Raw genomic sequence first — 19,596 nt, forward strand, 5'->3', positions numbered from 1 at the left:
ACGGGACGGGACGCGGAGGACTTGTCATGACCGAGTTGACCGAACCGACCTCTCCGGCGTCGCGGACCTCGTCGGCCTCATCCGCCGAGCTGACCGACGCCCAGCGGGCCCTGCTCGCGCGGCGGCTGCGCCGGCGCCGCGCCGCGGCCGCACCTGCCATCCCGCCGCTGCCCGATGGCCAGGAGCCGCCGCTCTCGTACGCCCAGGAGCGGCTGTGGTTCATGGAGCAGTACGCGCCCGGCAACGTGGCCTACACGATCCCGTTCGTGCGGCGGCTGCGCGGCCCGCTGGACGCCGAGGCGCTGTCCGGAGCCCTCGACGAGGCCGCGGCGCGGCACCAGCCGCTGCGCGCCCGCTTCCCCGCGAGCGACGACGGCCGCCCGCTCGTCGTGATCGCGCCGGAGGCGTCCGTGCCGTTCACGACCACCGGGGCGGCCTCGGCCGAAGAGGCGCGGGTACTCGTGGACGCGTTCCTGGCCGAACCGTTCGACCTGGCGGCGGGTCCGCTGATCCGCGCCCTGCTCGTACGGCTGGCGGAGGGCGACCACGTGCTGGCCGTCGCCGTCCACCACATCGCGGCCGACGGCTGGTCCGCCGACGTGCTGCTGCGCGAGGTGCTGGGCCGCTGCGCGGGCAGGCCTGCGCCGGAGCTCCCGGTGACCTACGGCGACTTCGCCGCCTGGCAGCGGAGCCGCCCGGACGCCGAGGCCGACGTGGCGTACTGGCGGGAGCGGCTGGCCGGGCTGCAACCCCTCGAGCTGCCCACGGACCTGCCGCGCCCGCCCGAGCTCACCTACCGCGGTGCCGCCCACGCCTTCACCGTGGACCGGGAGCTGGCGGCGAGTCTCGCCCGGCTCGGCCACGACCACGGGTGCACGCCGTACATGGTGCTGCTGGCGGCGTTCGCGGCGCTGCTCGGCCGGTACGCCGGGCAGGAGGACGTCGTCCTCGGCTCCCCGGTGGCGGGCCGGTCGCTGCCCGAACTGGAGAACCTGGTCGGCTGCTTCGTCAACATGCTGCCCATGCGGGTGGACCTGTCCGGCGGGCCGTCGTTCACGGACCTGCTCGCGCGGGTGCGCGAGAGCGCGACCGACGCGTACGCGCACCAGGAGCTGCCGTTCGAGCGGCTGGTGGCGGAGCTGAACGTGCCGCGCGAGGTGTCGCGGTCACCGGTGTTCCAGGTGCTGTTCGCGATGCAGAACTACTCCGCCGGGCAGCCCGCGTCCGCGGACGGGCCGGTCGTGGAGGGCTTCGACCTGGGGGTGTGGGCGACCCGGTTCGACCTGGAGCTGTACACGTGGGGCGAGGGGTCGTTCCTGTTCGTCTACAACACCGCGCTGTTCGCGCCCGAGCGGGTCGAGCGGATGGCCGGGCACCTGACCACCCTCCTGGAGGGCGTGACGGCCGACCCGGCGGCGCCCGTCCACCGGGTGGAGCTGCTGACCGCCGCCGAACGGGCCGAGCGCGAGCGGTGGAACGACACGCTCACGCCGCTCGGCGAGCCGGACCTGCTGCACCGGCCGTTCGAGGAGCGGGCCTCCTCCCCCGACGTCGCGCTGGTCCACCCGGGCGGCAGCCTCACGTACGAGGAGCTGGACCGGCGCGCCACGGCGCTGGCGGGCGAGCTGGCCGCGGCCGGGGTACGGCGCGGCGAGCTGGTCGCCGTGGTCATGGAACGCGGCTGGGAGCAGGTGGTCGCGGTGCTGGCCATCGGCAAGGCAGGGGCGGCGTACCTGCCGGTGGACGCCGACCTTCCGGACCGGCGGCGCTTCGAACTGCTGGAACGCGGGGAGTGCGCGGTCGCGGTCACGCAGCCGCGGCTGGAGTCGTCGCTGGAGTGGCCATCCGGCCTGACCCGCCTGACCGTCCGCCCCGTCGCTCTGGACGCCGCTTCGCCGGAGTGCCCGGCCTCCTCGGAGTGCCCGGCTTCCTCAGAGCGTCCGGCTGCTCCGGACGACCTCGCGTACGTCATCTTCACCTCCGGCTCCACCGGCACGCCCAAGGGCGTGATGATCGAGCACCGCGCCGCGCTCAACACCGTCCGCGACATCAACCACCGCTTCCGCGTCGGCCAGTCCGACCGGATCATCGCCCTGTCGGCGCTCAGCTTCGACCTGTCCGTTTACGACGTCTACGGCGCGCTCGCCGCGGGGGCCACGCTCGTCATGGGCGACCCCTCCGGCGACAAGGACCCGGCCGCCTGGGCCCGCCTCGTCGAGGAGCACCGCGTCACCGTCTGGAACTCCGTGCCCGCCCTCATGGAGCTCCTCGTGGACCACGCCGAGCACGAGGGCTCGGACCTGTCCTCGCTGCGGCTGGTCATGATGTCGGGCGACTGGATCCCCACCACGCTCCCCGGCCGCATCCGCGCCCTGGCCCCCGACGCGAAGATCGTCAGCCTGGGCGGCGCCACCGAAGGCTCCATCTGGTCCATCGCGTACCCCATCGGCGAGGTGGACCCGTCCTGGACGTCCATCCCGTACGGCACGCCGCTGGCCAACCAGAGCTTCCACATCCTCGACCGCGGCCGGTGCGACGTGCCGGTCGGGGTGCCCGGCGAGCTGCACATCGGCGGCGTGGGCGTGGCGGCGGGCTACTGGCGCGACCCCGAGCGGACGGCCGCCTCCTTCGTCACCCACCCACGCACCGGCGAACGCCTCTACCGGACCGGTGACCTCGGCCGCTACCGCCCGGACGGGACGATCGAGTTCCTCGGGCGGGCGGACGCGCAGGTGAAGATCCGCGGGTACCGGATCGAGCTGGGCGAGATCGAGGCCCACCTGTCGCGCCACCCGGCCGTGGCGGAGTGCGTGGTGAGCACGCACGGGGCGGGGACGGGGGCGCAGCTCGTCGCGCACGTGGTGCCGCAAGCCTCGTCTGTGGACGCGGCGGATCTCCGTGCCCACCTCGCGGAATCCCTGCCCGCGTACATGATCCCCGCCCGTTTCATCCCCCTCCCCTCGCTCCCCCTGACCGCGAACGGCAAGGTGGACCGCGCCCGCCTCCCCGCCCCCTCCGCTTCCGCCTTGTCGCCGGAAACGCGGACCGCCCCCTCGACGGAGACGGAACGCCTGGTCGCGGCCGTATGGGCCGACGTACTGGAACTCGACGACTTCGGGATGGACGACGACTTCTTCGACGTGGGCGGTCATTCGCTGCTGGCCATCAAGGCGGTCGCCAGGCTGCGCAGGGAGCTGCCGGCCGGGGCGACGCCCATCGCCGTGGTGGACCTGTTCAAGCACCCGACGATCCGCGGGCTGGCCGCCCTGGTGGAGGGCACCGCCACGGCCTCGCGCGGGCTGCTGCACGAGCTGACGCCCCGCCGCACGTCTCCCCCGGTCCTCACGTACGTCTGCGTGCCGTACGGCGGGGGCGCGGCGGTCGTGTACCAGCCGCTCGCGGACGCGCTGCCCGAGGAGTACGCGCTGTGGTCGGTGGCCATCCCCGGCCACGACGTCGGCCTGGACGAGGAGCGGCTGCCGCTGGAGGAGGTGGCCGCCCGGTGCGTCACGGAGATCATGGAGAAGGTACGCGGCCCGGTCGCGCTGTACGGCCACTGCGGTGTGGGCTCGGCGCTGACCGTGGAGATCGCCCGGCGGCTGGAGGCGGAGGGACGCCCCCTCGAAGCCGTCTACATCGGGGCGATCTTCCCCTTCGCCCGGCCTTCCCGAGGACCGGCGGCGCTGCTGGCGAAGCTGGCCCGGCGCGAGTTCCTGCGCGGCGACCGCGGCTACGTCAACTGGCTCACCTCGATGGGCCTCGACATGAGCGACCTCGACCCGGCCCAGGCCCGGCACATCATCCGCAACATGCGCCGCGACAGCGAGGCGGCCGAGGAGTACTTCACCGGGTTGTTCGAGAGCGCGGTGACGCGGCTGCGGGCGCCGGTGATCAGCGTGGCCGGTGAGCACGACCCGGCGACGGAGTTCCACGAGGAGCGGTTCCGGGAGTGGCACTTCCTCAGCCCGGCGGCCGGGGTGGTGGAGCTGGACGAGGCGGGCCACTTCTTCCTGAAGTACCGGGCCGGGGAACTGGCCGCCATCGTGACCCGTACCCACCGGGCCCTGGCGGAGGGCGGGGAGGCGAGCGGCGAGACGTGGCGACTGGCCGCGACCTCGACAGACGACCCGACTTCGAGCGAGGGCGCCGCCCCTGCGGAAGCCGCCTCCGAAGAAGGCGCCCACGCACGCGGCGCGCCCCGTCCGGCGAAGCCCCGTACCCCCACCAAAGCTGCTCCCAGCATGGGGCGGTTCGCGGCCGTCGCGAGTGGCCAGCTCATCTCCATGCTCGGCGCCGCCCTGACCGAGTTCGCCATCCCCCTCTGGATCTACCTCACGACCGGCTCCCTCGCCCAGTTCGCGCTGCTGGCGGTCGTCGGCCTGGTACCCGGGATGCTGGTGGCCCCGCTCGCCGGCGCCGTCGTGGACCGGGGGAACCGCCGCACCGTCATGCTGTGCGGCGACGCGGCGGCCCTGGCCACGCAGCTCGCCCTGGGCCTGCTCCTGTGGACCGGAAACCTCCAAACGTGGCACATCTATCCACTCCTGGGCATCCTGTCGGTCGCCCTCACCTTCCAGCGGCTGGCGTACGGCTCGGCGGTGCCGCAGCTCGTCCCGAAGCGTTACCTCGGTCACGCCAACGGCATGGTGCAGATGGCCGGCGGCATGACGCAACTCCTGGTGCCGCTCGCGGCCACGGGCCTGATGGCGGTGATCGGGCTGGAGGGCATCCTGGTGCTGGACGTCGCCGGCTACGTGTTCGCGATCGGGGTGACGCTGCTGGTGCGGTTCCCGGCGGCGATGGCGTGGCGGCGCAAGGAACCGGTGCTGACGGAGATGGTCGCCGGGTTCCGGTACTCGTGGGGCGACCCGGGGTTCCGGCGCATGCTGCTGTTCTTCGCGGTGCTGAACGTGTTCCTGTCGCCGTTGTTCCTGCTCATCTCGCCGCTGGTGCTGTCGTTCGGGACGCTGGCGGACGTGGGACGCATCTCGTTCATGTCCGGCCTGGGGGTGTTCCTCGGCGGCCTGGCGATGACGGCGTGGGGCGGTCCGCGGCGGGGACGCATGCGGACGGTCCTGTGGTTCACGCTGGCCCTGGCGGCGTTCTGCCTGGTGACGGGGCTACGGGCGGACCTGGTGACGATCGGGGCGGGGGCGTTCGGCATGTCGCTGTGGCTGACGCTGCTGAACGGGGTGTACGCCACGATCGTGCAGGTGAAGGTGCCGCAGCGCTTCCACGGCCGGGTGTTCGCCCTGAACACACTGATCGCGTGGAGCACGCTGCCGCTGGGCTTCGGCCTGGTGGCGCCGTACGGTGCGGCCGTCTTCGACCCGCTGATGGCCCCGGACGGTCTGCTGGCCGGCACGGTGGGCGCGGTGATCGGGACGGGGGCCGGCCGGGGGGTGGGGTTGATGTACCTGCTGTTCGCGGTGGCGATGGCGGTGCTGGCGGCGGTGACGCTGCGGTCCCGGCTGCCGAGACTCGTGGACGAGACCCCGGACGCGCTACCGGACGACCTCGTCGGACTTGAGGCCCTCGGCCGCCGGTAGATCGGCACGCAGGAACAGGTCGATTTCCTACCCGCTCCTGCTCCCTCGAGGGCCAAGCAGACGGAGGAAGCACTCAGGTCCCAGACAACGACATTTGAGAATGTGGATTCCGGTCCGGACGTTGTTGGTAGTTGGGCGAGAGACACGGCACCCATGCCGTAGCCCCTACCTGGCCCCAACAGGGCCGCGAATCTCTGCAAGAATTAGTCGTGAATCGGCGGGGGCCACGGGTCAAGCCCTGGGTCAGAGAACAGACATACAAGTGGGCGATGCGCCCTGACGGCCAGCTCCAAACCGGTTTCGAAGGTGCCACCCAGCTCCCAGATCCACCCCAGCCCAGAAGCTACCATCCTACCGCCCGATTCGAGAAATACACTGGAACAACTAAGCCACTCTCCAATAGGGAAATAGTGGCCACCGAGAATCCTCTCTATCTCTTCAGCAACTTCCCGTTGACCCGAGCCCGCCGATAGCGGATCGAACACGAACGGTTCGTCATTGCTGAAGTTGGGACCATCTATATTTATTTGCTCGATCGTCAAGCCACCGAAAGAGGAGAGCACCTCCTCGACAAGAGCAGTGGCCCTATACCCCTCTCTCGCCAATGGAGCAAGCCATGGAGCGGCGTCCACCTTTCGCCCGCAGTCCCATCCAGAGGCACCAAGCGCCGCCAGAACATCACGATGCATCAGATCGAATCGAATTCGAGAGCTCAGGCCGGCCACTCCAGCCCCGAAACCGGACCATCCGCGGCCACGGGCCGCCTCCCTCTCCAAAACCTTGTGGAGGCAAGTGGCTGCCGTACTGCCACAACCCCAACCCCACGTTCCCGAGACAGGCACATCGACGATCGTGTCATGTTGGCCGGCATCCTCTATCTGATGGCCGGCGATAGGCCTTGGCATGAGGTTCCCACCTCTGTCATCGGATGCTCCTGGGCCACTTGCCGACAATGTGTCCTTGCCTGGACCGACGCTGGCGATCCGCGGCCGCCGACGAATAGCCGTCCGACACACGACGACGCTAGCCTCCTCCCCTTGTTCCACTGCTTGTGCCCTGAATACCGCGGAGGGTGATCGCCGGTTCGGCATGGCTGAGGCGGGGCCGTGCCGGCGCGGACGGTTCGGCGGGGTGGTGCGCGACCGCAGAAGTGCGGTAAGGGTAACTGTGCACGAGAACGGGCAGCGCATCGGCGAGATGCTGGCAGAGGCCCTCCAGGAGCTCGCGCGGACGGCGAAGCCGCGGACGGACGCCGCCCTCCGCGGCGACGGGGAAGCGGCGCACGGGCAGGTGAGGGCCGTGGCCGGGGAAGACGGGCGGTTACGCGAGCTCCACCTCAACCCTCGAGTCATGCGGATGGCGTCGGAGGACCTCGCACGGGAAATCCTGGTGGCGGTCAACGCCGCGCTGGACGACCTGCGTGCAGGCATGCCAGGGCTGGAGGCGGCCAAGTCGACTGATCCGCAGGCGCTCGCCGAGACGCTGGGCGGCGCGCACGCCGACGTGATACGGCGGCTGGACGAGTTCGCCGACGGCGTCGAGCTGGTGGTGCGGCGGCTGGAGGAGCGGTGAGCGGGTGCTTCGGCCAGGGGATGGATGTCTCTCTCACCGACCTGCACGGCACCGGCGCGGGGTTGGACGAGACCGGCACGACCTGGCTGGAGGCGGTGGGGGCGTTACGCGCCCATCTGGAGGGAGACGGCGACCCCTGGGGCGAGGAGGCCGGGAGCATGGTCAAGGCCGCCTACCTTGCCGTCACCCGGAGGGCGCTGGAGGTGTACGAGGCGCTGGGAGAGCAGCAGGTGACCTCGGGACACGACATGCACGTCATGGCCATGAACTACCGGGCCGCGGATCAGCGCAGCGAGGAAGAGGCCGAACGGATCGGCCGGGCCGTCAAGCGGCTGTGACGGCCGGGCGGCGGAACCTGCCAGGAGCCGGCCGGTCCGCACCGACGTGCGGGTCAGGGGCGAAGCTCCTCGGGGGAGAGGAGCACGCCCACCGGCCCTTCGGGGTTGACGGCGACGCCGACGTCCGGCGGCAGGAGCGCGACCAGGTCGCGGCCGCCCAGGCGCTGCCAGCCCGTGGCGCCGTCCGGCAGGGTGTCCGGCAGGCGGGCCTGGGCCGTGTAGGCGAACGCCGCTCGGCCCTCGCCCGTGTCGAACACCGGCACTCCGCCGCCCGGGCCGGCGGCTACGATCACTTCCGCCTCAAGCAGCAGCGGGACGAGGTCGCCGCCGGTGGCGTAGCCGGTCGAGGCGAGCTGCACGGCACGGTCGAGCGGGTCGGTGGGCTCGGGGTGGCCCAGCGCCACCGGCGAGGGCCGGTAGCCGGGGTTATGGCGAAACTCGCCGGTGATCTCCCCGCGTTCGTCGACCTGCCAGGCGCCGACGATGCCGTACGGAGGAACCTTCCCGCCGGGGTCGAAGAACGGGTCGACCGCGTACATCCAGGAGCCCGGGCGCAGCCGCGCCTGCCGCCGCAGCTCGTCGGTGACCGGGGGCGGCGGGGTGTCGTTCACGGCGATCCTCCTGACGGCACTCCCGGATGGCCGGGATAGGGGTCGTAGTGCGGGTTGGGGATGAAGTTCTCCGGCGTCCTGGGCGCGCCCCGCGGCCAGGCGCCGGAGATGTATCTTCGGTGCACGCCGCCGGGGAAGGCGATCTCGCGCTCGTGGGATAAATGGGTGGCGGCCCGTACGGTCTCCTGGACGTCGATGCCGCCGGGGGCGTCCACCTCGTAGACGTGGCCGCGCGGGAACACGTCGTCGATGTCCATGCGCGTGCTGGTCCCGACGAAGGCGGACGGCCTGCCCTTGAGCACGTAGTCGGACAGGTTGGTCATCGACGGGTCCAGCGGATGGAGGCCCTGCTCGAAGACCACGTCCGGGGACCTGTCCGACGCGCGGTAGACCGGCTCACGATCGCGGCGCCAGATGGGATACGGCGTGATCGCCTTGACGTCGACGCTCTTGTCGGCTGCCGCCTCGAGGTAGTTGTCGGGGCTGCGCACGGGGGTCGGCGGTCGCTTGCCGGGCGGGATCGCCCCGGCCCCCCACCCGGGCGGGCGGCTTGTGCAGCAGCGCCGAGGCGCGTTTGAACAGACGCAGTGCGCTGCGTTCCAGCAAGTCGACCATCTTGCGGACGATCTCCCGCGCGGCCGTCCTGGCGCCGTCCACGACGGTGGGAACGACCGTCAGCGAGGCGCCGGCCGTGGGCCCCGAGGCCGTGGCCAGCCGCAACAGGTTCATGGCGAGCCGGAGGAGCACGACGATCAGCGCCCCTTCATGGCGAGCACGATCATGGCCGCGAGCTGCAGCGCACCGCCGATGACCAGCGCGGCGGTGACCGCGTCGCCGGAGCGGGCCGAGCTGTCGCTCCAGTCGCCGCCGAACGCCCGAACCCCTTCGCCATCGTTGCGCTGGGTGGTCCGGGCGGCGTGCGTGGCAGCGGTCGTGGAGATGCGCACCGCCGTCGCCGCGAAGGAGATCCACCGCGTCCCGGCCTCGTGCAGCACGACCTCGTCGATCAGCGGCCACGAGACAACGAGGTTGAGCAGCGTGGCGAGCTCTGGCGGAGGTTGCAGCGCCATGGTGCTCCTCCTCGCCGCGGGTCGCTCCATTGATCACACATCCAGGGCGTCACTGTACTGGGATGCGAGCCCGGATGGGGGCGAGCACGAGGCAGGCCACCCCACGCGCATCGAAGCCTGGACGCCGTCGGTAGCCTGACCCTGATGATCAGCGTAAGGAGCATCGGGGTCTTCGCCATCTGCGTCGGACTCCTGCTACCCGTTGCCAGTTGCGTGGCGACCGGTGGCACGTATCTGCCGTATCAGGACCCGACGCCGGAGATGTTGAGGGCGCATGCCGAGGCCGTCGCCCGCGCGGACCTGATGAATCTTCGTGCGATGGCGGCCGGCGCCCTGCTGACTCTGACCGGCGCCGGTCTTCTCGCCTGCAGGGCAGTACAGCGACGTCGGATTCACCGACGGGCAACACGGGGCGAGATCGGCCAAGTCTGATCGGCGCCGGTGGTGGTCGACCGGTAAGCGGCCTGTTCGGACGCGTAGGCCGGTGCAGGGCGCCTCGATCATGCGGTCTGAGCATCGGAGGATGGCCTCGAACCGGCTACGGATCTGAAGGTGCCTGGTCGGTGGTCGGTCTGTCGACTCCAGATCTGCGTGCATCGCGGGAGGTCTTGGATGCCGCCACCTTCGGGGATCATGCCCCAGAGGAAGGGGATCAGGTACTGAGGCGGTTCGCCCAAAATGCGGCCAGTTCGTCCTCGTTGATGGTGAGGGTGAAGGCCGGTCGGGGCGTGGGGTTGATGTATCTGCTGTTCGCGGTGGCGATGGCGGTGCTGGCGGCGGTGACACTGCGGTCCCGGCTGCCGAGACTCGTGGACGAGACCCCGGACGCGCTGCCGGACGACCTGGTCGGTCCGGAGGCCCTGGGCCGCCGATGATCGCAGCACGGCTGAGCGTGTGCTACATTGGATCCAGTTGCAGTTGTGGTACCCATGAGAACTTGTGTGCACCTGACGGTATGTAGCCTCAGGTGCATTTTTGTTTGCCGGTCTTCTCCGGGTGTGGGCCTATCGCGGCGACGCGAAATCCGTCCGATGCGGATTTCGGCTTTGCACCTATCAAAGGAGATCAACATGGCTTCTGGCACCGTGAAGTGGTTCAACGCGGAAAAGGGCTTCGGCTTCATCGAGCAGGACGGCGGCGGCGCCGACGTCTTCGCGCACTACTCCAACATCGTCGCCAACGGCGGCTACCGCGAGCTGCGCGAGGGCCAGAAGGTGGCCTTCGACATCACCCAGGGCCAGAAGGGCCCTCAGGCCGAGAACATCGTTCCCGCCTGACACTGACGCACCACGCAGCTGGGGCCCGCGCCGGAGGGTGCGGGCCCCAGCGCGTTGCTCCTGTGGCACCCCATGTGCCGTGACGGCCTCATGAACCGTGAAGGACGGCATGTCTGTTCTTCCGCCGCACACCACATGGACCACTGACAACTCCGGCTCGGGCATGAATCCGCCCCAGCCCTCCGACCGGCATCGCAGCCGCTGTTCTTCTCGGCGAATGCCGACCATTTCGACGTCCGAGGCCAGGCTGTTTCTCCGCCGGCCCGGCTCGTCTTTCTTCGGCTCGTTCTTGCCATTCTTGTGCCGCTCATCGCGCCGGGAATCACTTGACACGTGCCGCATCGAGGAAGGTTCTGCATGAACCACGCAACTCGCAAGCACGACCGCTACTCCCCCACCCGCATGGGCGGCTCTGCCAACCCTGGCAGGGGCGAGCGATCCGGCTCGTCGGCCCGGGGCCGTTCCGGCGCACCCAGCCGTTCCGGTGGTCACGGGCGGCGTCCCGGCGCGCTTCAGGGCGAATTCGCACTGCCGGTCACCGTCACCCCGGCCCTGCCCGCAGCCGCGACATTCGCCGAACTGAACATGTCGCCCGCGGTGATGAAGGTGCTCACCAGACTGGGGATGAATGAACCGTTCCCGATCCAGGCGGCCACGCTGCCGAACTCCCTGGCCGGCCGGGATGTCCTCGGGCGGGGGCGCACCGGGTCGGGCAAGACGCTCGCTTTCGGCCTGGCCCTGCTCGTCCGCACCTCCGGACAGCGTGCCCAGCCGCGGCAGCCGCTGGCCCTGATCCTCGTTCCCACGCGGGAGCTGGCCCAACAGGTCACCGACGCGCTCACCCCGTACGCCCAGTCACTGAAGCTGCGACTGGCCACCGTCGTCGGCGGTATGTCGATCGGCCGGCAAGCCAATGCGCTGCGTGGTGGTGCCGAGGTCGTCGTTGCGACCCCGGGACGGCTCCGGGATCTGATCGAGCGCGGCGACTGCCGCCTGGATCAGGTCGCCATCACCGTGCTGGACGAGGCCGACCAGATGGCCGACATGGGCTTCATGCCGCAGATCACCTACCTGCTCGACCGGGTGCGCCCCGGGGGCCAGCGGATGCTGTTCTCCGCCACTCTGGACCGCAATGTCGACCTGCTGGTCCGCCGCTACCTGACCGACCCGGTGGTCCATTCGGTTGACCCCTCGGCGGGCGCGGTCACCACGATGGAGCACCACGTGCTGCACATCCAAGGCGCCGACAAGCAGGCCACCACTCTGGAGATCGCTGCTCGCGACGGCCGGGTGATCATGTTCTTGGACACCAAGCACGCCGTGGATCAGCTCACCGAAAGCCTCCTGAACAGCGGCGTACGAGCCGCCGCGCTCCACGGGGGCAAGTCACAGCCTCAGCGCACCCGCACCCTCGCCCAGTTCAAGACCGGCCACGTCACGGTGCTGGTGGCGACCAACGTCGCGGCTCGCGGCATTCACGTCGACAACCTCGACCTCGTCGTCAACGTCGACCCGCCGAGCGACCACAAGGACTATCTGCACCGCGGCGGCCGCACCGCCCGCGCCGGCGAGTCCGGCAGCGTCGTCACCCTCGTCCTGCCCCACCAGCGCCGTGGCATGACCCGCCTGATGGCCGACGCCGGTATCGCCCCGCAGACCAGCCAGGTCCGCTCGGGCGAGGCCGAACTACGACGTATCACGGGCGCTCAGGCCCCCTCAGGGATTCCCGTGACCATCACCACGCCGGTTGGCAATCGTCGGGCGCGCGGGAACGGCCGACGATTCGGGCAGCAGTAGGTGACCGACCGGCGGAACAGGACTTCGGGGACTCCAGGATCTCCTTCAAAGCCTGGAGGAAGAGGACCACGTCGCGGCCGTTGTTGAGGCGGTGGTCGTAGGCGAGGCCGAGCGGTGCGGATGACCGGACGCCCTGCCGGACGACCTGATCGGCCTGGAGGCCCTGCGCCGCCGATGACCTTGATGCGTCGGCGGCCGCCCGCGGGGAGTGTTCATTCCGGCGTCTGTTCCAGCAGGCATTCGGCCAGGTGCCGGACGGCAGTGCGCAGTTCCCGCGGCGACAAGATCGTGAACCGGAAGCCGAGCCCGGCGAGCATGGCGGCCATGCCGTCCAGGGACTCCGCACGCATCCGCAGGAGGACTCCGTCCGTGGTCTCGGTGAGTGTGGCCACCGACGGCGGGATGCGGCGGGACGCCTCGGCGAGGGGAACGTGCAGGACGACCTCCACCATGTGCGCGTACGGCACCTGGGCCAGCGACGCGGTGACCTGCCGCACCGGGTCGGACTCCTCGGGGATGTCATAGGAGGCCGTCCCTGGGACGACGGAGGAGATCCGGTCGACGCGGAAGGTGCGGGTCTCGCCGGACCGGTGGTCGTGGCCGGTCACGTACCAGCGGCCGGAGTGGAAGACCAGGCCGTGGCCGTCCAGTTCGCGTTCGGTCTGGGCGCCTTTCCAGGAGCGGTAGCGCAGTGTGACCCGGCGGCGGTCGCGGATCGCGGCGGCCAGCGTCAGCGTGGCCCGGCTCGCGGGCGTCGGCGCGGCACGTTCGGCGAGGGTGAAGTCCAGGGTCTCCTCCAGTGCGCCGACCTGTTCTCGCAGCGTGGCCGGCAGCACCCGCCGGATCTTGGCCAGGGCGGCTTCGGTGGCCTCGGCGGCAAGGCCCAGGCGGCGTCCGGCGAGCAAACCGAGGACCACGGCGGTGGCCTCGTCGTCGGTGAGCATCAGCGGTGGCAGCTTGTAGCCGGGCATCAGCCGGTAGCCGCCGTAGCGGCCGCGCTCGGCGGCGACCGGGATGCCCAGCTCGGCGAGTCGGGCGGCGTAGCGCCGGACGGTCCGCTCGTCCACGCCCAGCCGCTGCGCCAGGTCGCGGCCGCTCAGCCCGTGATGCGCCTGGAGCAGTTCGAGCATCGTCAGCATCCGGGTCGCTGGATATGACACAGGTCACCACTTAATCCGGGCGAATTCTGTCCGCTATTGGCCTTAGCGTAGCGACATCGGCTCACTGGAAGGACGATGAGATGGCGAACTACGTACTGGTCCCCGGCTTCTGGCTCGGCGCCTGGGCTTGGGACGAGGTGGCGCAGGAGCTGCGCGCCGCCGGGCACCAGGTGCGGGCGGTCACCCTGACGGGGCTGGCGGAGAGGGCTGGGGAGCTGTCGCCGGAGGTCGGCGTGGAGACCCATGTCGCCGACATCCTCGCCGCGATGGACGGGTTGGAGGAGGTCGTCCTGGTCGGGCACAGCGGGGCGAGCGTCCCGGTGACCGCGGTCGCCGACCGGCATCCCGAGCGGCTCAGCCGGGTCGTCTACGTCGACACCGCGCCGCTGCCGTCGGGTGTGGCGGTGATCGACTTCAACGACGAGGACACCCAGAAGGCCTGGCGCGCTCAGGTCGGTGATGGTTACGCACTCGACGTGCCCCCCTTCGAGCAGGGGGAGGAGATGTTCGCGGGACTGACCGAGGAGCACTTCGCGCGGATCCGCGCGAAGGCGACGCCGCAGCCGTGGGGCGCGGTCACCCAGTCGGTTCAGCGGCCGCAGCAGATCCCGGCGACGCCGAAGACCATGATCGCCTCGACGATGCCGGTGGCGATGATCCGCGAGCTGATCGCTTCGGGCAACCCGGCGTTCGCCCCGCTCGGCACACCCGAATGGACCTTTGTCGAGCTGCCGACCGGCCACTGGCCGATGTTCTCGCGCCCGGCGGATCTCGCCGCGCTGCTCTGACGACCTCCAAGCTCTGACGAAGCGCTGACGGCCTCGGACGGCTATCCGGCAGGGGCGGTGGGTGTCGTCATCGGCACGGGGCCAGTCAGGGGGCAGGGGTGACGTACCTGCTGCGGTGGCCATGGCGGTGCTGGCGGCGGTGACACTACGGTCCCGGTTGCCGGGGCTCGTGGACGAGACCTCGGACGCGCTACCGGACGACCTGGTCGGCTCGGAGGCCCTGGGCCGCCGTTGACAGCGCGCCTCTACTGTTCTGGATCCGCGATCGCGATCACGTGAAGCGGCTCGTCAAGCGCGGCTGACGGCTCCGCCCAGACGTCGGGCTCCAGCGTGAGAATGGGACAGGTCGCCAGGTCGGCAAGCGCCGCGACATGCGCGTTCCACGGGTCCAGCCCCGTTCTGGCGATCATCTGCGCGAGCAATGCCGCCTGCTCGACCCCGTCGACAGCCGCCACCTGGGCGTGCTCGAACGCTCCTAAACCGGCCAGCAACGCACTTGCCTCGGAGCCCTCGGCGTCGAGCAGCGCCCCGGCGGCGGCGAGCGCGGAGATGACAAGGGGCTGACCGGTACGGTCGTAGTCCTGCATGAGCCCGATGAGCTCAATGTCGCCTCGCGCGATGTCGGTCAGAACTCCGACGTCGAGGATGAACGGCGTGGGAACATGGTCACTCACCGGTGCTCACCTGGAAGCCCTGCGCGCGAGCCTGAGCGTCGATGTGCTTCCTCAACCGGGCGACTCGATGGGGATCAGCCTGCGCCGCACGTTCCCGCAGGAGTGCCAGCGCGTGCTGCTCGCGGCGACGCTTGGCCGCCATGGCGTCGTTGAAGGCGGCCGAGACGGACTCGGCCTTGCCGGCGTCGACGAGTTGTTCGGCGTAGGCGGCAAGGTGGGGATCCACGGTGATGGTGATCCGCTTCTTGTTGTCGCTCATACTCAAGGATCATACTCTCGCCGGGGTCGCCTCGCCTGGGATCTCCGCGATGGATGGACGCCTATCCACTTCCCTGTGACACACCAATTCAGTTCCGCCTGCTCCATCGAGAGTTGAGCAGAGCCTGGCCATCGCCTTCGCGCCGCCGCCTCGACGGGGCTCACGTTTCTCTTGTCAGTCCTTGGCCCACTGGGCGGCTTGCGTGGTTGGGAAGGCGTCCGAGCGGAGCGAGGCCCTCCAGGGGTCGGGCCTGTGGCCCGACTGGAAGCAACGCCTGAGCCCACCGGCGCGAAGCGCCCCAAGGGCGAAGCCCTTTGTGCGAAGCACCCCAAAGCGAAGCGCCCCAAAGGGAAGCGCCTCGCCTCAGGGGGCTGGTCAGGCGGAGGGGACCGTTACCGGGGTGGGGGCCTTCGCGGGCTGGGTGACGGCCAGCTTGCGGGCCAGGCGGAGCCGGTACGCGTCCAGCACCACAGCCACCAGGATCACCAGTCCGGTGATGATCTGCCGTTCGAAGTCGGAGACGCCCATGAGCAGCAATCCGTTGGTGAGGACGCCGAGCAGGCATGCCCCGAGAAACGTGCCCGCCATCGAGCCGCGTCCGCCCATCAGGCTGGCTCCGCCGATGACCACGGCGGCGATCGCGTTGAGCTCGTAGCCCTGGCCCAGGATCGGGCTGGCGATGTTGAGCCTGGCCATGTACAGGATGGCCGCGATGCCCACGGTCAGGCCGGCGATCATGAAGGCGGCGATCTTGATGCGGGAGGTCTTGTGGCCAGACAGGCGGACGGCTTCCTCGTTGTTGCCGGTGGCGTAGATCAGCCGTCCGAAGACCGTGCGCGACAGCACGAACCAGCCGATCCCGGCCAGCAGCAGCGCGACCCAGAACACCGCGGGGACGCCCAGCAGCGTGATGGTGCCGAAGTCGTTGAGCGCGGCGGGCAGGTTGTAGATGGTGGCGGCGTCGGTGTACCGCTCGGCGGCGCCGCGGGCGATGTTGAGCATGGCCAGCGTGACGATGAACGACGGCACCCGCCATTGTTCTGACACGAACCCGTTGATCCAGCCGACCACGCCGCCGACGAGCACGCTCACCAGGATCGCGCCGAGCAGCGTCACGGCGGAGCCGGATCCGGCCATCATGGTGCCCGACACGACCGCGCACAGCGCCATCGCCGAGCCGACCGACAGGTCGATGCCGCCGACCAGGATCACGAACGTCATGCCCACGGCGAGCACGGTGTTCAGGGTGATCTGGGTCATGATGTTGCGCAGGTTCTGCTCGGTCGCGAAGTTCGGTGCCGCGATGACGAAGAAGCCCGCGAGCAGCACCAGGGCGACACCGATGCCGGCCTCGCCGAGCACGAGCCTTTTGATCATTGTGTTTCACCGTTCTTGAGGTAGCCCGAGTAGGCGAGCGTGAGGATGTGCTCGGCGTCGAAGTCCGCCCTGGCGACCTCCCCGGCGATCTTGCCGCGGGAGAAGACCAGGATGCGGTCGCAGATGCCCATCAGCTCCGGCAGGTCCGAGGAGACGACGAGCAGGGCCTTGCCTTCGGCGGCCAGGCCGAGCAGCAGCTCGTGGATCTCGTACTTGGCGCCGACGTCGATGCCGCGGGTGGGCTCGTCCACGATCAGGATGTCGGACCCGGCGTTGAGCCACTTGGCCAGGACGACCTTCTGCTGGTTGCCGCCGGACAGGGTGCGCACGTGCTGGCCGACGCCCGCGGAGCGCAGGTGCAGGCGCTGCCCGAGGTCCTCGGAGAGGGAGCGTTCCTGGCCGAAGCGCAGCAGGAATCCGCGCAGCTTGGCGAGCGTGACGTTGGCGCTGATCGGCAGGTCGAGGACGAGGCCCTGCGACTTGCGGTCCTCGGTGAGCAGGCTGATGCCGTGCCGCACCGCGTCCTTGGGGTGCCGAATGTGCACCTTCTCGCCGTAAAGCTCGATATTTCCGGATGAGGCGGGGTCTGCGCCGAAGATTCCGCGCATCGCCTCCGTACGACCGGATCCGACCAGCCCGGCCAGCCCCACGACCTCGCCGCGCCGTACCGAGAAGGAGAGCGGCCCCTCGAAGCCCGCGACCTTGAGGTCGCGCACCTTCAGCGCCACCTCCCCCAGCGCGGTCGGCGGCTTGACCGGGTACTCCTGGGCCAGGTCACGCCCCACCATCAGCCTGACCAGGTCGGGCGCGGTCACGCCGGCCATCTCGCGGGTGTCGATGCTGCGCCCGTTGCGCAGCACGGTGACCCGGTCGGCCAGCTCCAGCACCTCCTGCAGGTGGTGGGAGATGTACACGATGGCGACGCCGCGCTCGCGCAGCGCGCGCAGGATGCCGAACAGGCGTCCGGCCTCGCGCGAGGTGAGCGTGGCGGTCGGCTCGTCCATGATGAGCAGCTTGCAGTCGGTGGAGATCGCCTTGGCTATCTCCACCAGCTGCATCTGCGCGATGCCGAGCCGTTCGACCAGCGTGTCGGGCGCGACGTCCAGGCCGACCTCGGCCAGCAGCCGCGCGGCGTCCGCGCGTAGCCGCTTCCTGTCGACGACGCCCGCCGTGCGCGGCAGCCCGCGCAGGAACAGGTTCTCCGCGACGGTGAGGTACGGCAGCAGCGCCAGCTCCTGGTGGACCACCGAGATCCCGGCGGCCAGCCCGTCGGCCGCGCCGGCCGGCGTGTACGGCGCGCCGTCGAAGGTCATCGTGCCGCTGTCCGGCGCGTGGATCCCGGCCAGGGCCTTGACCAGCGTGGACTTGCCCGCGCCGTTCTCCCCCACGAGGGCGTGGATCTCGCCCGCGCGGATGTCGAGGTCGACCCCGTCGAGCGCCACCACACCGGGGAAGCGCTTGACGAGGCCGGTAACCGTCATCATCCGACGTTGTCCTTGGTGATGAGCTTGATCTCGGTCTTCTGCCAGCCGCTGAAGTTCTCGCCGGCGATCATCTTCATGGCGTAGTCGATGCCGTTGGAGGCCTGCTGGGCGCCGTACTGGTCGAGGGTCGCCACGACGGAGCCGTCCTTGACGTACTGCGCGATGGCCGGGATGTTGTCGAACGAGGCGACCTTGATCTGGCCCTTCTTGCCCTGCTCCTCGATCGCCTTCAGCGCGCCGAGCGCCATGTTGTCGTTTCCGGCCAGCACGCCCTTGATGTTCGGGTGCGCGCTGAGCATGTTGCCGAAGACGGTGTGCGCCTCGTCGGTCTCCCAGTGCGCGGTCTTGGAGTCGACGAGCTTGAGGCCGCCCTCCTTGATCGCGTCCTCGAAGCCGGCCTTGCGCTGGGCGGCGTTGGCCGCGCCGGGGTTGCCTTCCAGGATGACGACCTCGGCGTCCTTGCCGATGGCCTTGGCCAGCTCCATGCCCGACTGCTTGGCGCCATCCCGGTTGTCGGGGCCGACGAAGGGCACCTTGTCGCCGATGCCGGCGGCCTTCATCGCGCCCTCGTCGAGCTGGACGTCGATGTTGACGACCTTCACACCCGCGTCGACGGCGCGCTTGATCGGCGCGATCAGCGCACGGGAGTCGGCGGGGGCGATCACGACCGCCTTGGCCTGCTGGGTGACGCACTTCTCGACGGCGGCGACCTGGTTGTCGATGTCGGTCTCGTTCTGGATGCCGACGACGCTGAGCGTGAGGTCGCCGCGCTTGGCGGCGTGCTCCTCGGCGCCCTTCTGCATCTGCTGGAAGAACTCGTTGGCCAGCGACTTCATCACCAGGCAGACGCCCGGCTTCTCGCCGGGCTTGGGGGCGGCGGCGGGCTCGGCGGTGGTGCCGCCCTCCTTGCCGCAGGCGGTCAGCGCGAGGGCCAGACCGGCCACGGCGATGATCTTCTTGTTCATGTGGTGTCTCCTTCAGAAGGGAACGCCCGCTCGGAGGACGACGTTCGAGTACGGCGTCGCCTCACCGGTCCGCACGACGGCGCGGGCCCGACCGGTGAGCTCCTTGAGGCGGGTGTGGGGAATGCGTTCGGTTGTCAGCAGGTCGTCGAGGAAGCCGCGCGGCGACTCCTCGGCGACGTAGGCGGTCTCGACGACGAGCTCGCCGAGCACCGCTTCCAGTACGGGCAGGAAGGCGGGTTCGCCCCTGCGCCAGACGAGGTCCACCGTCTCGACGCCGGGTGGGACGGGCAGGCCGGGGTCGGCCACCACGATGAGGTCGGTGTGTCCCGCCGCGGCCAGGATCTGCAGCAGGCGGGGATGCCAGAGGCCGTCATGAAGCATGGGTGAGCAGCCTTTCCACCTGGCCGGCGGTGGGCATGGCGGTCTGGGCGCCGTGGGCGGTGGTGGCCAGGGCGCCGGCCGCGCAGGCCCGCCGTACCGCCTGGGCGAGGGGCAGGCCGGCCGCGTGGCCGAGCGCGAGCTGCGCGCAGAACGTGTCGCCCGCGCCGACCGCGTCGACCACGGACACCTGGAAGGACGGCACCTCGAAGGCGCCGAGCTGGCCCAAGGGGTGCTGAGCGCGGGACACGTCTTCTTCGTGCTGACCCCCTATCTGGTGTTCGTGGCGGCGGGACT

The 19,596-nt window shown here is 70.1% G+C and carries 20 protein-coding genes; 8 read left to right on the plus strand and 12 right to left on the minus strand.

Annotated features, from left to right (window positions below; translation table 11 throughout):
* Nucleotides 1–26: 26 nt before the first annotated feature.
* Nucleotides 27–5,549, plus strand: coding sequence for an amino acid adenylation domain-containing protein (locus AB0H81_RS17110; RefSeq protein ID WP_358375327.1), 5,523 nt, complete (start codon nucleotides 27–29; stop codon nucleotides 5,547–5,549).
* Nucleotides 5,550–5,752: 203 nt separating this feature from the next.
* Here the strand turns inward: AB0H81_RS17110 and AB0H81_RS17115 are convergent, their stop codons facing one another.
* A complete protein-coding gene (locus AB0H81_RS17115) occupies nucleotides 5,753–6,739 on the minus strand; it encodes an SUKH-3 domain-containing protein (protein ID WP_358375330.1) in 987 nt (328 codons plus the stop codon).
* Here AB0H81_RS17115 and AB0H81_RS17120 point away from each other — a divergent pair.
* Nucleotides 6,717–7,121, plus strand: a complete 405-nt coding sequence (locus AB0H81_RS17120) for a YbaB/EbfC family nucleoid-associated protein (protein ID WP_358375333.1) — start codon at nucleotides 6,717–6,719, stop codon at nucleotides 7,119–7,121. The genes AB0H81_RS17115 and AB0H81_RS17120 overlap by 23 nt on opposite strands.
* Nucleotides 7,122–7,141: 20 nt before the next feature.
* Nucleotides 7,142–7,459: a hypothetical protein gene (locus tag AB0H81_RS17125; RefSeq protein WP_358375335.1), complete on the plus strand. Its 318-nt coding sequence runs from the start codon at nucleotides 7,142–7,144 to the stop codon at nucleotides 7,457–7,459.
* Between the two features lie 53 nt (nucleotides 7,460–7,512).
* Here AB0H81_RS17125 and AB0H81_RS17130 read toward each other — a convergent pair whose 3' ends face one another.
* The 3 genes from AB0H81_RS17130 to AB0H81_RS17140 all read right to left on the minus strand — a co-directional run bounded on the left by AB0H81_RS17130 (nucleotide 7,513) and on the right by AB0H81_RS17140 (nucleotide 9,140).
* Entirely contained in the window at nucleotides 7,513–8,070 is a 558-nt protein-coding gene (locus tag AB0H81_RS17130; RefSeq protein WP_358375338.1) for a type VII secretion system-associated protein, read from the minus strand.
* Nucleotides 8,067–8,561: a hypothetical protein gene (locus tag AB0H81_RS17135; protein ID WP_358375340.1), complete on the minus strand. Its 495-nt coding sequence runs from the start codon at nucleotides 8,559–8,561 to the stop codon at nucleotides 8,067–8,069. The genes AB0H81_RS17130 and AB0H81_RS17135 overlap by 4 nt, the downstream gene beginning before the upstream one ends.
* 261 nt (nucleotides 8,562–8,822) lie before the next feature.
* On the minus strand, nucleotides 8,823–9,140 hold the full coding sequence (locus AB0H81_RS17140; protein ID WP_358375342.1) for a hypothetical protein: 318 nt from the start codon (nucleotides 9,138–9,140) through the stop codon (nucleotides 8,823–8,825).
* A 144-nt stretch (nucleotides 9,141–9,284) separates the two neighbouring features.
* On the opposite strand from AB0H81_RS17140, the gene AB0H81_RS17145 reads away from it, so the two are divergent.
* From AB0H81_RS17145 to AB0H81_RS17160, 4 genes are all read left to right on the plus strand, one after another.
* On the plus strand, nucleotides 9,285–9,572 hold the full coding sequence (locus AB0H81_RS17145; RefSeq protein ID WP_358375343.1) for a hypothetical protein: 288 nt from the start codon (nucleotides 9,285–9,287) through the stop codon (nucleotides 9,570–9,572).
* A gap of 296 nt (nucleotides 9,573–9,868) precedes the next feature.
* Nucleotides 9,869–10,015 carry a hypothetical protein gene (locus AB0H81_RS17150; protein WP_358375345.1) on the plus strand — a complete coding sequence of 49 codons (147 nt, stop codon included), beginning with the start codon at nucleotides 9,869–9,871 and terminating at the stop codon, nucleotides 10,013–10,015.
* A gap of 195 nt (nucleotides 10,016–10,210) precedes the next feature.
* On the plus strand, nucleotides 10,211–10,417 hold the full coding sequence (locus AB0H81_RS17155) for a cold-shock protein (RefSeq protein ID WP_106241661.1): 207 nt from the start codon (nucleotides 10,211–10,213) through the stop codon (nucleotides 10,415–10,417).
* A 357-nt stretch (nucleotides 10,418–10,774) separates the two neighbouring features.
* Nucleotides 10,775–12,214 (plus strand): DEAD/DEAH box helicase, encoded by a 1,440-nt coding sequence (locus AB0H81_RS17160; protein WP_358375347.1) that lies wholly within the window; start codon nucleotides 10,775–10,777, stop codon nucleotides 12,212–12,214.
* 212 nt (nucleotides 12,215–12,426) lie between these two features.
* Here the strand turns inward: AB0H81_RS17160 and AB0H81_RS17165 are convergent, their stop codons facing one another.
* Entirely contained in the window at nucleotides 12,427–13,353 is a 927-nt protein-coding gene (locus AB0H81_RS17165; RefSeq protein WP_358375349.1) for a YafY family protein, read from the minus strand.
* A 101-nt stretch (nucleotides 13,354–13,454) separates the two neighbouring features.
* Here AB0H81_RS17165 and AB0H81_RS17170 point away from each other — a divergent pair, with 101 nt between their 5' ends.
* Entirely contained in the window at nucleotides 13,455–14,162 is a 708-nt protein-coding gene (locus AB0H81_RS17170; RefSeq protein ID WP_358375351.1) for an alpha/beta fold hydrolase, read from the plus strand.
* Between the two features lie 245 nt (nucleotides 14,163–14,407).
* Here the strand turns inward: AB0H81_RS17170 and AB0H81_RS17175 are convergent, their stop codons facing one another.
* The 7 genes from AB0H81_RS17175 to AB0H81_RS17205 form a co-directional block, all read right to left on the minus strand.
* Entirely contained in the window at nucleotides 14,408–14,836 is a 429-nt protein-coding gene (locus AB0H81_RS17175; protein ID WP_358375353.1) for a hypothetical protein, read from the minus strand.
* Nucleotides 14,829–15,095 carry a hypothetical protein gene (locus AB0H81_RS17180; protein WP_358375355.1) on the minus strand — a complete coding sequence of 89 codons (267 nt, stop codon included), beginning with the start codon at nucleotides 15,093–15,095 and terminating at the stop codon, nucleotides 14,829–14,831. The genes AB0H81_RS17175 and AB0H81_RS17180 overlap by 8 nt, the downstream gene beginning before the upstream one ends.
* A 375-nt stretch (nucleotides 15,096–15,470) precedes the next feature.
* The gene (locus AB0H81_RS17185) at nucleotides 15,471–16,472 is read right to left on the minus strand and encodes an ABC transporter permease (protein ID WP_358375357.1); all 1,002 of its coding nucleotides are present in this window, start codon (nucleotides 16,470–16,472) and stop codon (nucleotides 15,471–15,473) included.
* Nucleotides 16,469–17,956 carry a sugar ABC transporter ATP-binding protein gene (locus tag AB0H81_RS17190; protein ID WP_358375358.1) on the minus strand — a complete coding sequence of 496 codons (1,488 nt, stop codon included), beginning with the start codon at nucleotides 17,954–17,956 and terminating at the stop codon, nucleotides 16,469–16,471. The genes AB0H81_RS17185 and AB0H81_RS17190 overlap by 4 nt, the downstream gene beginning before the upstream one ends.
* The gene (locus AB0H81_RS17195; protein ID WP_358375360.1) at nucleotides 17,953–18,921 is read right to left on the minus strand and encodes a sugar ABC transporter substrate-binding protein; all 969 of its coding nucleotides are present in this window, start codon (nucleotides 18,919–18,921) and stop codon (nucleotides 17,953–17,955) included. Before AB0H81_RS17195 ends, AB0H81_RS17190 begins: the two co-directional genes overlap by 4 nt.
* 12 nt (nucleotides 18,922–18,933) lie before the next feature.
* Nucleotides 18,934–19,302, minus strand: a complete 369-nt coding sequence (gene rbsD / locus AB0H81_RS17200; RefSeq protein ID WP_358375362.1) for a D-ribose pyranase — start codon at nucleotides 19,300–19,302, stop codon at nucleotides 18,934–18,936.
* The gene (locus AB0H81_RS17205; RefSeq protein WP_358375364.1) at nucleotides 19,292–19,549 is read right to left on the minus strand and encodes a PfkB family carbohydrate kinase; all 258 of its coding nucleotides are present in this window, start codon (nucleotides 19,547–19,549) and stop codon (nucleotides 19,292–19,294) included. The genes rbsD and AB0H81_RS17205 overlap by 11 nt, the downstream gene beginning before the upstream one ends.
* Nucleotides 19,550–19,596 lie beyond the last annotated feature (47 nt).

The sequence above is a fragment of the Nonomuraea sp. NPDC050691 genome (assembly GCF_040654455.1).
GTDB lineage: Bacteria > Actinomycetota > Actinomycetes > Streptosporangiales > Streptosporangiaceae > Nonomuraea.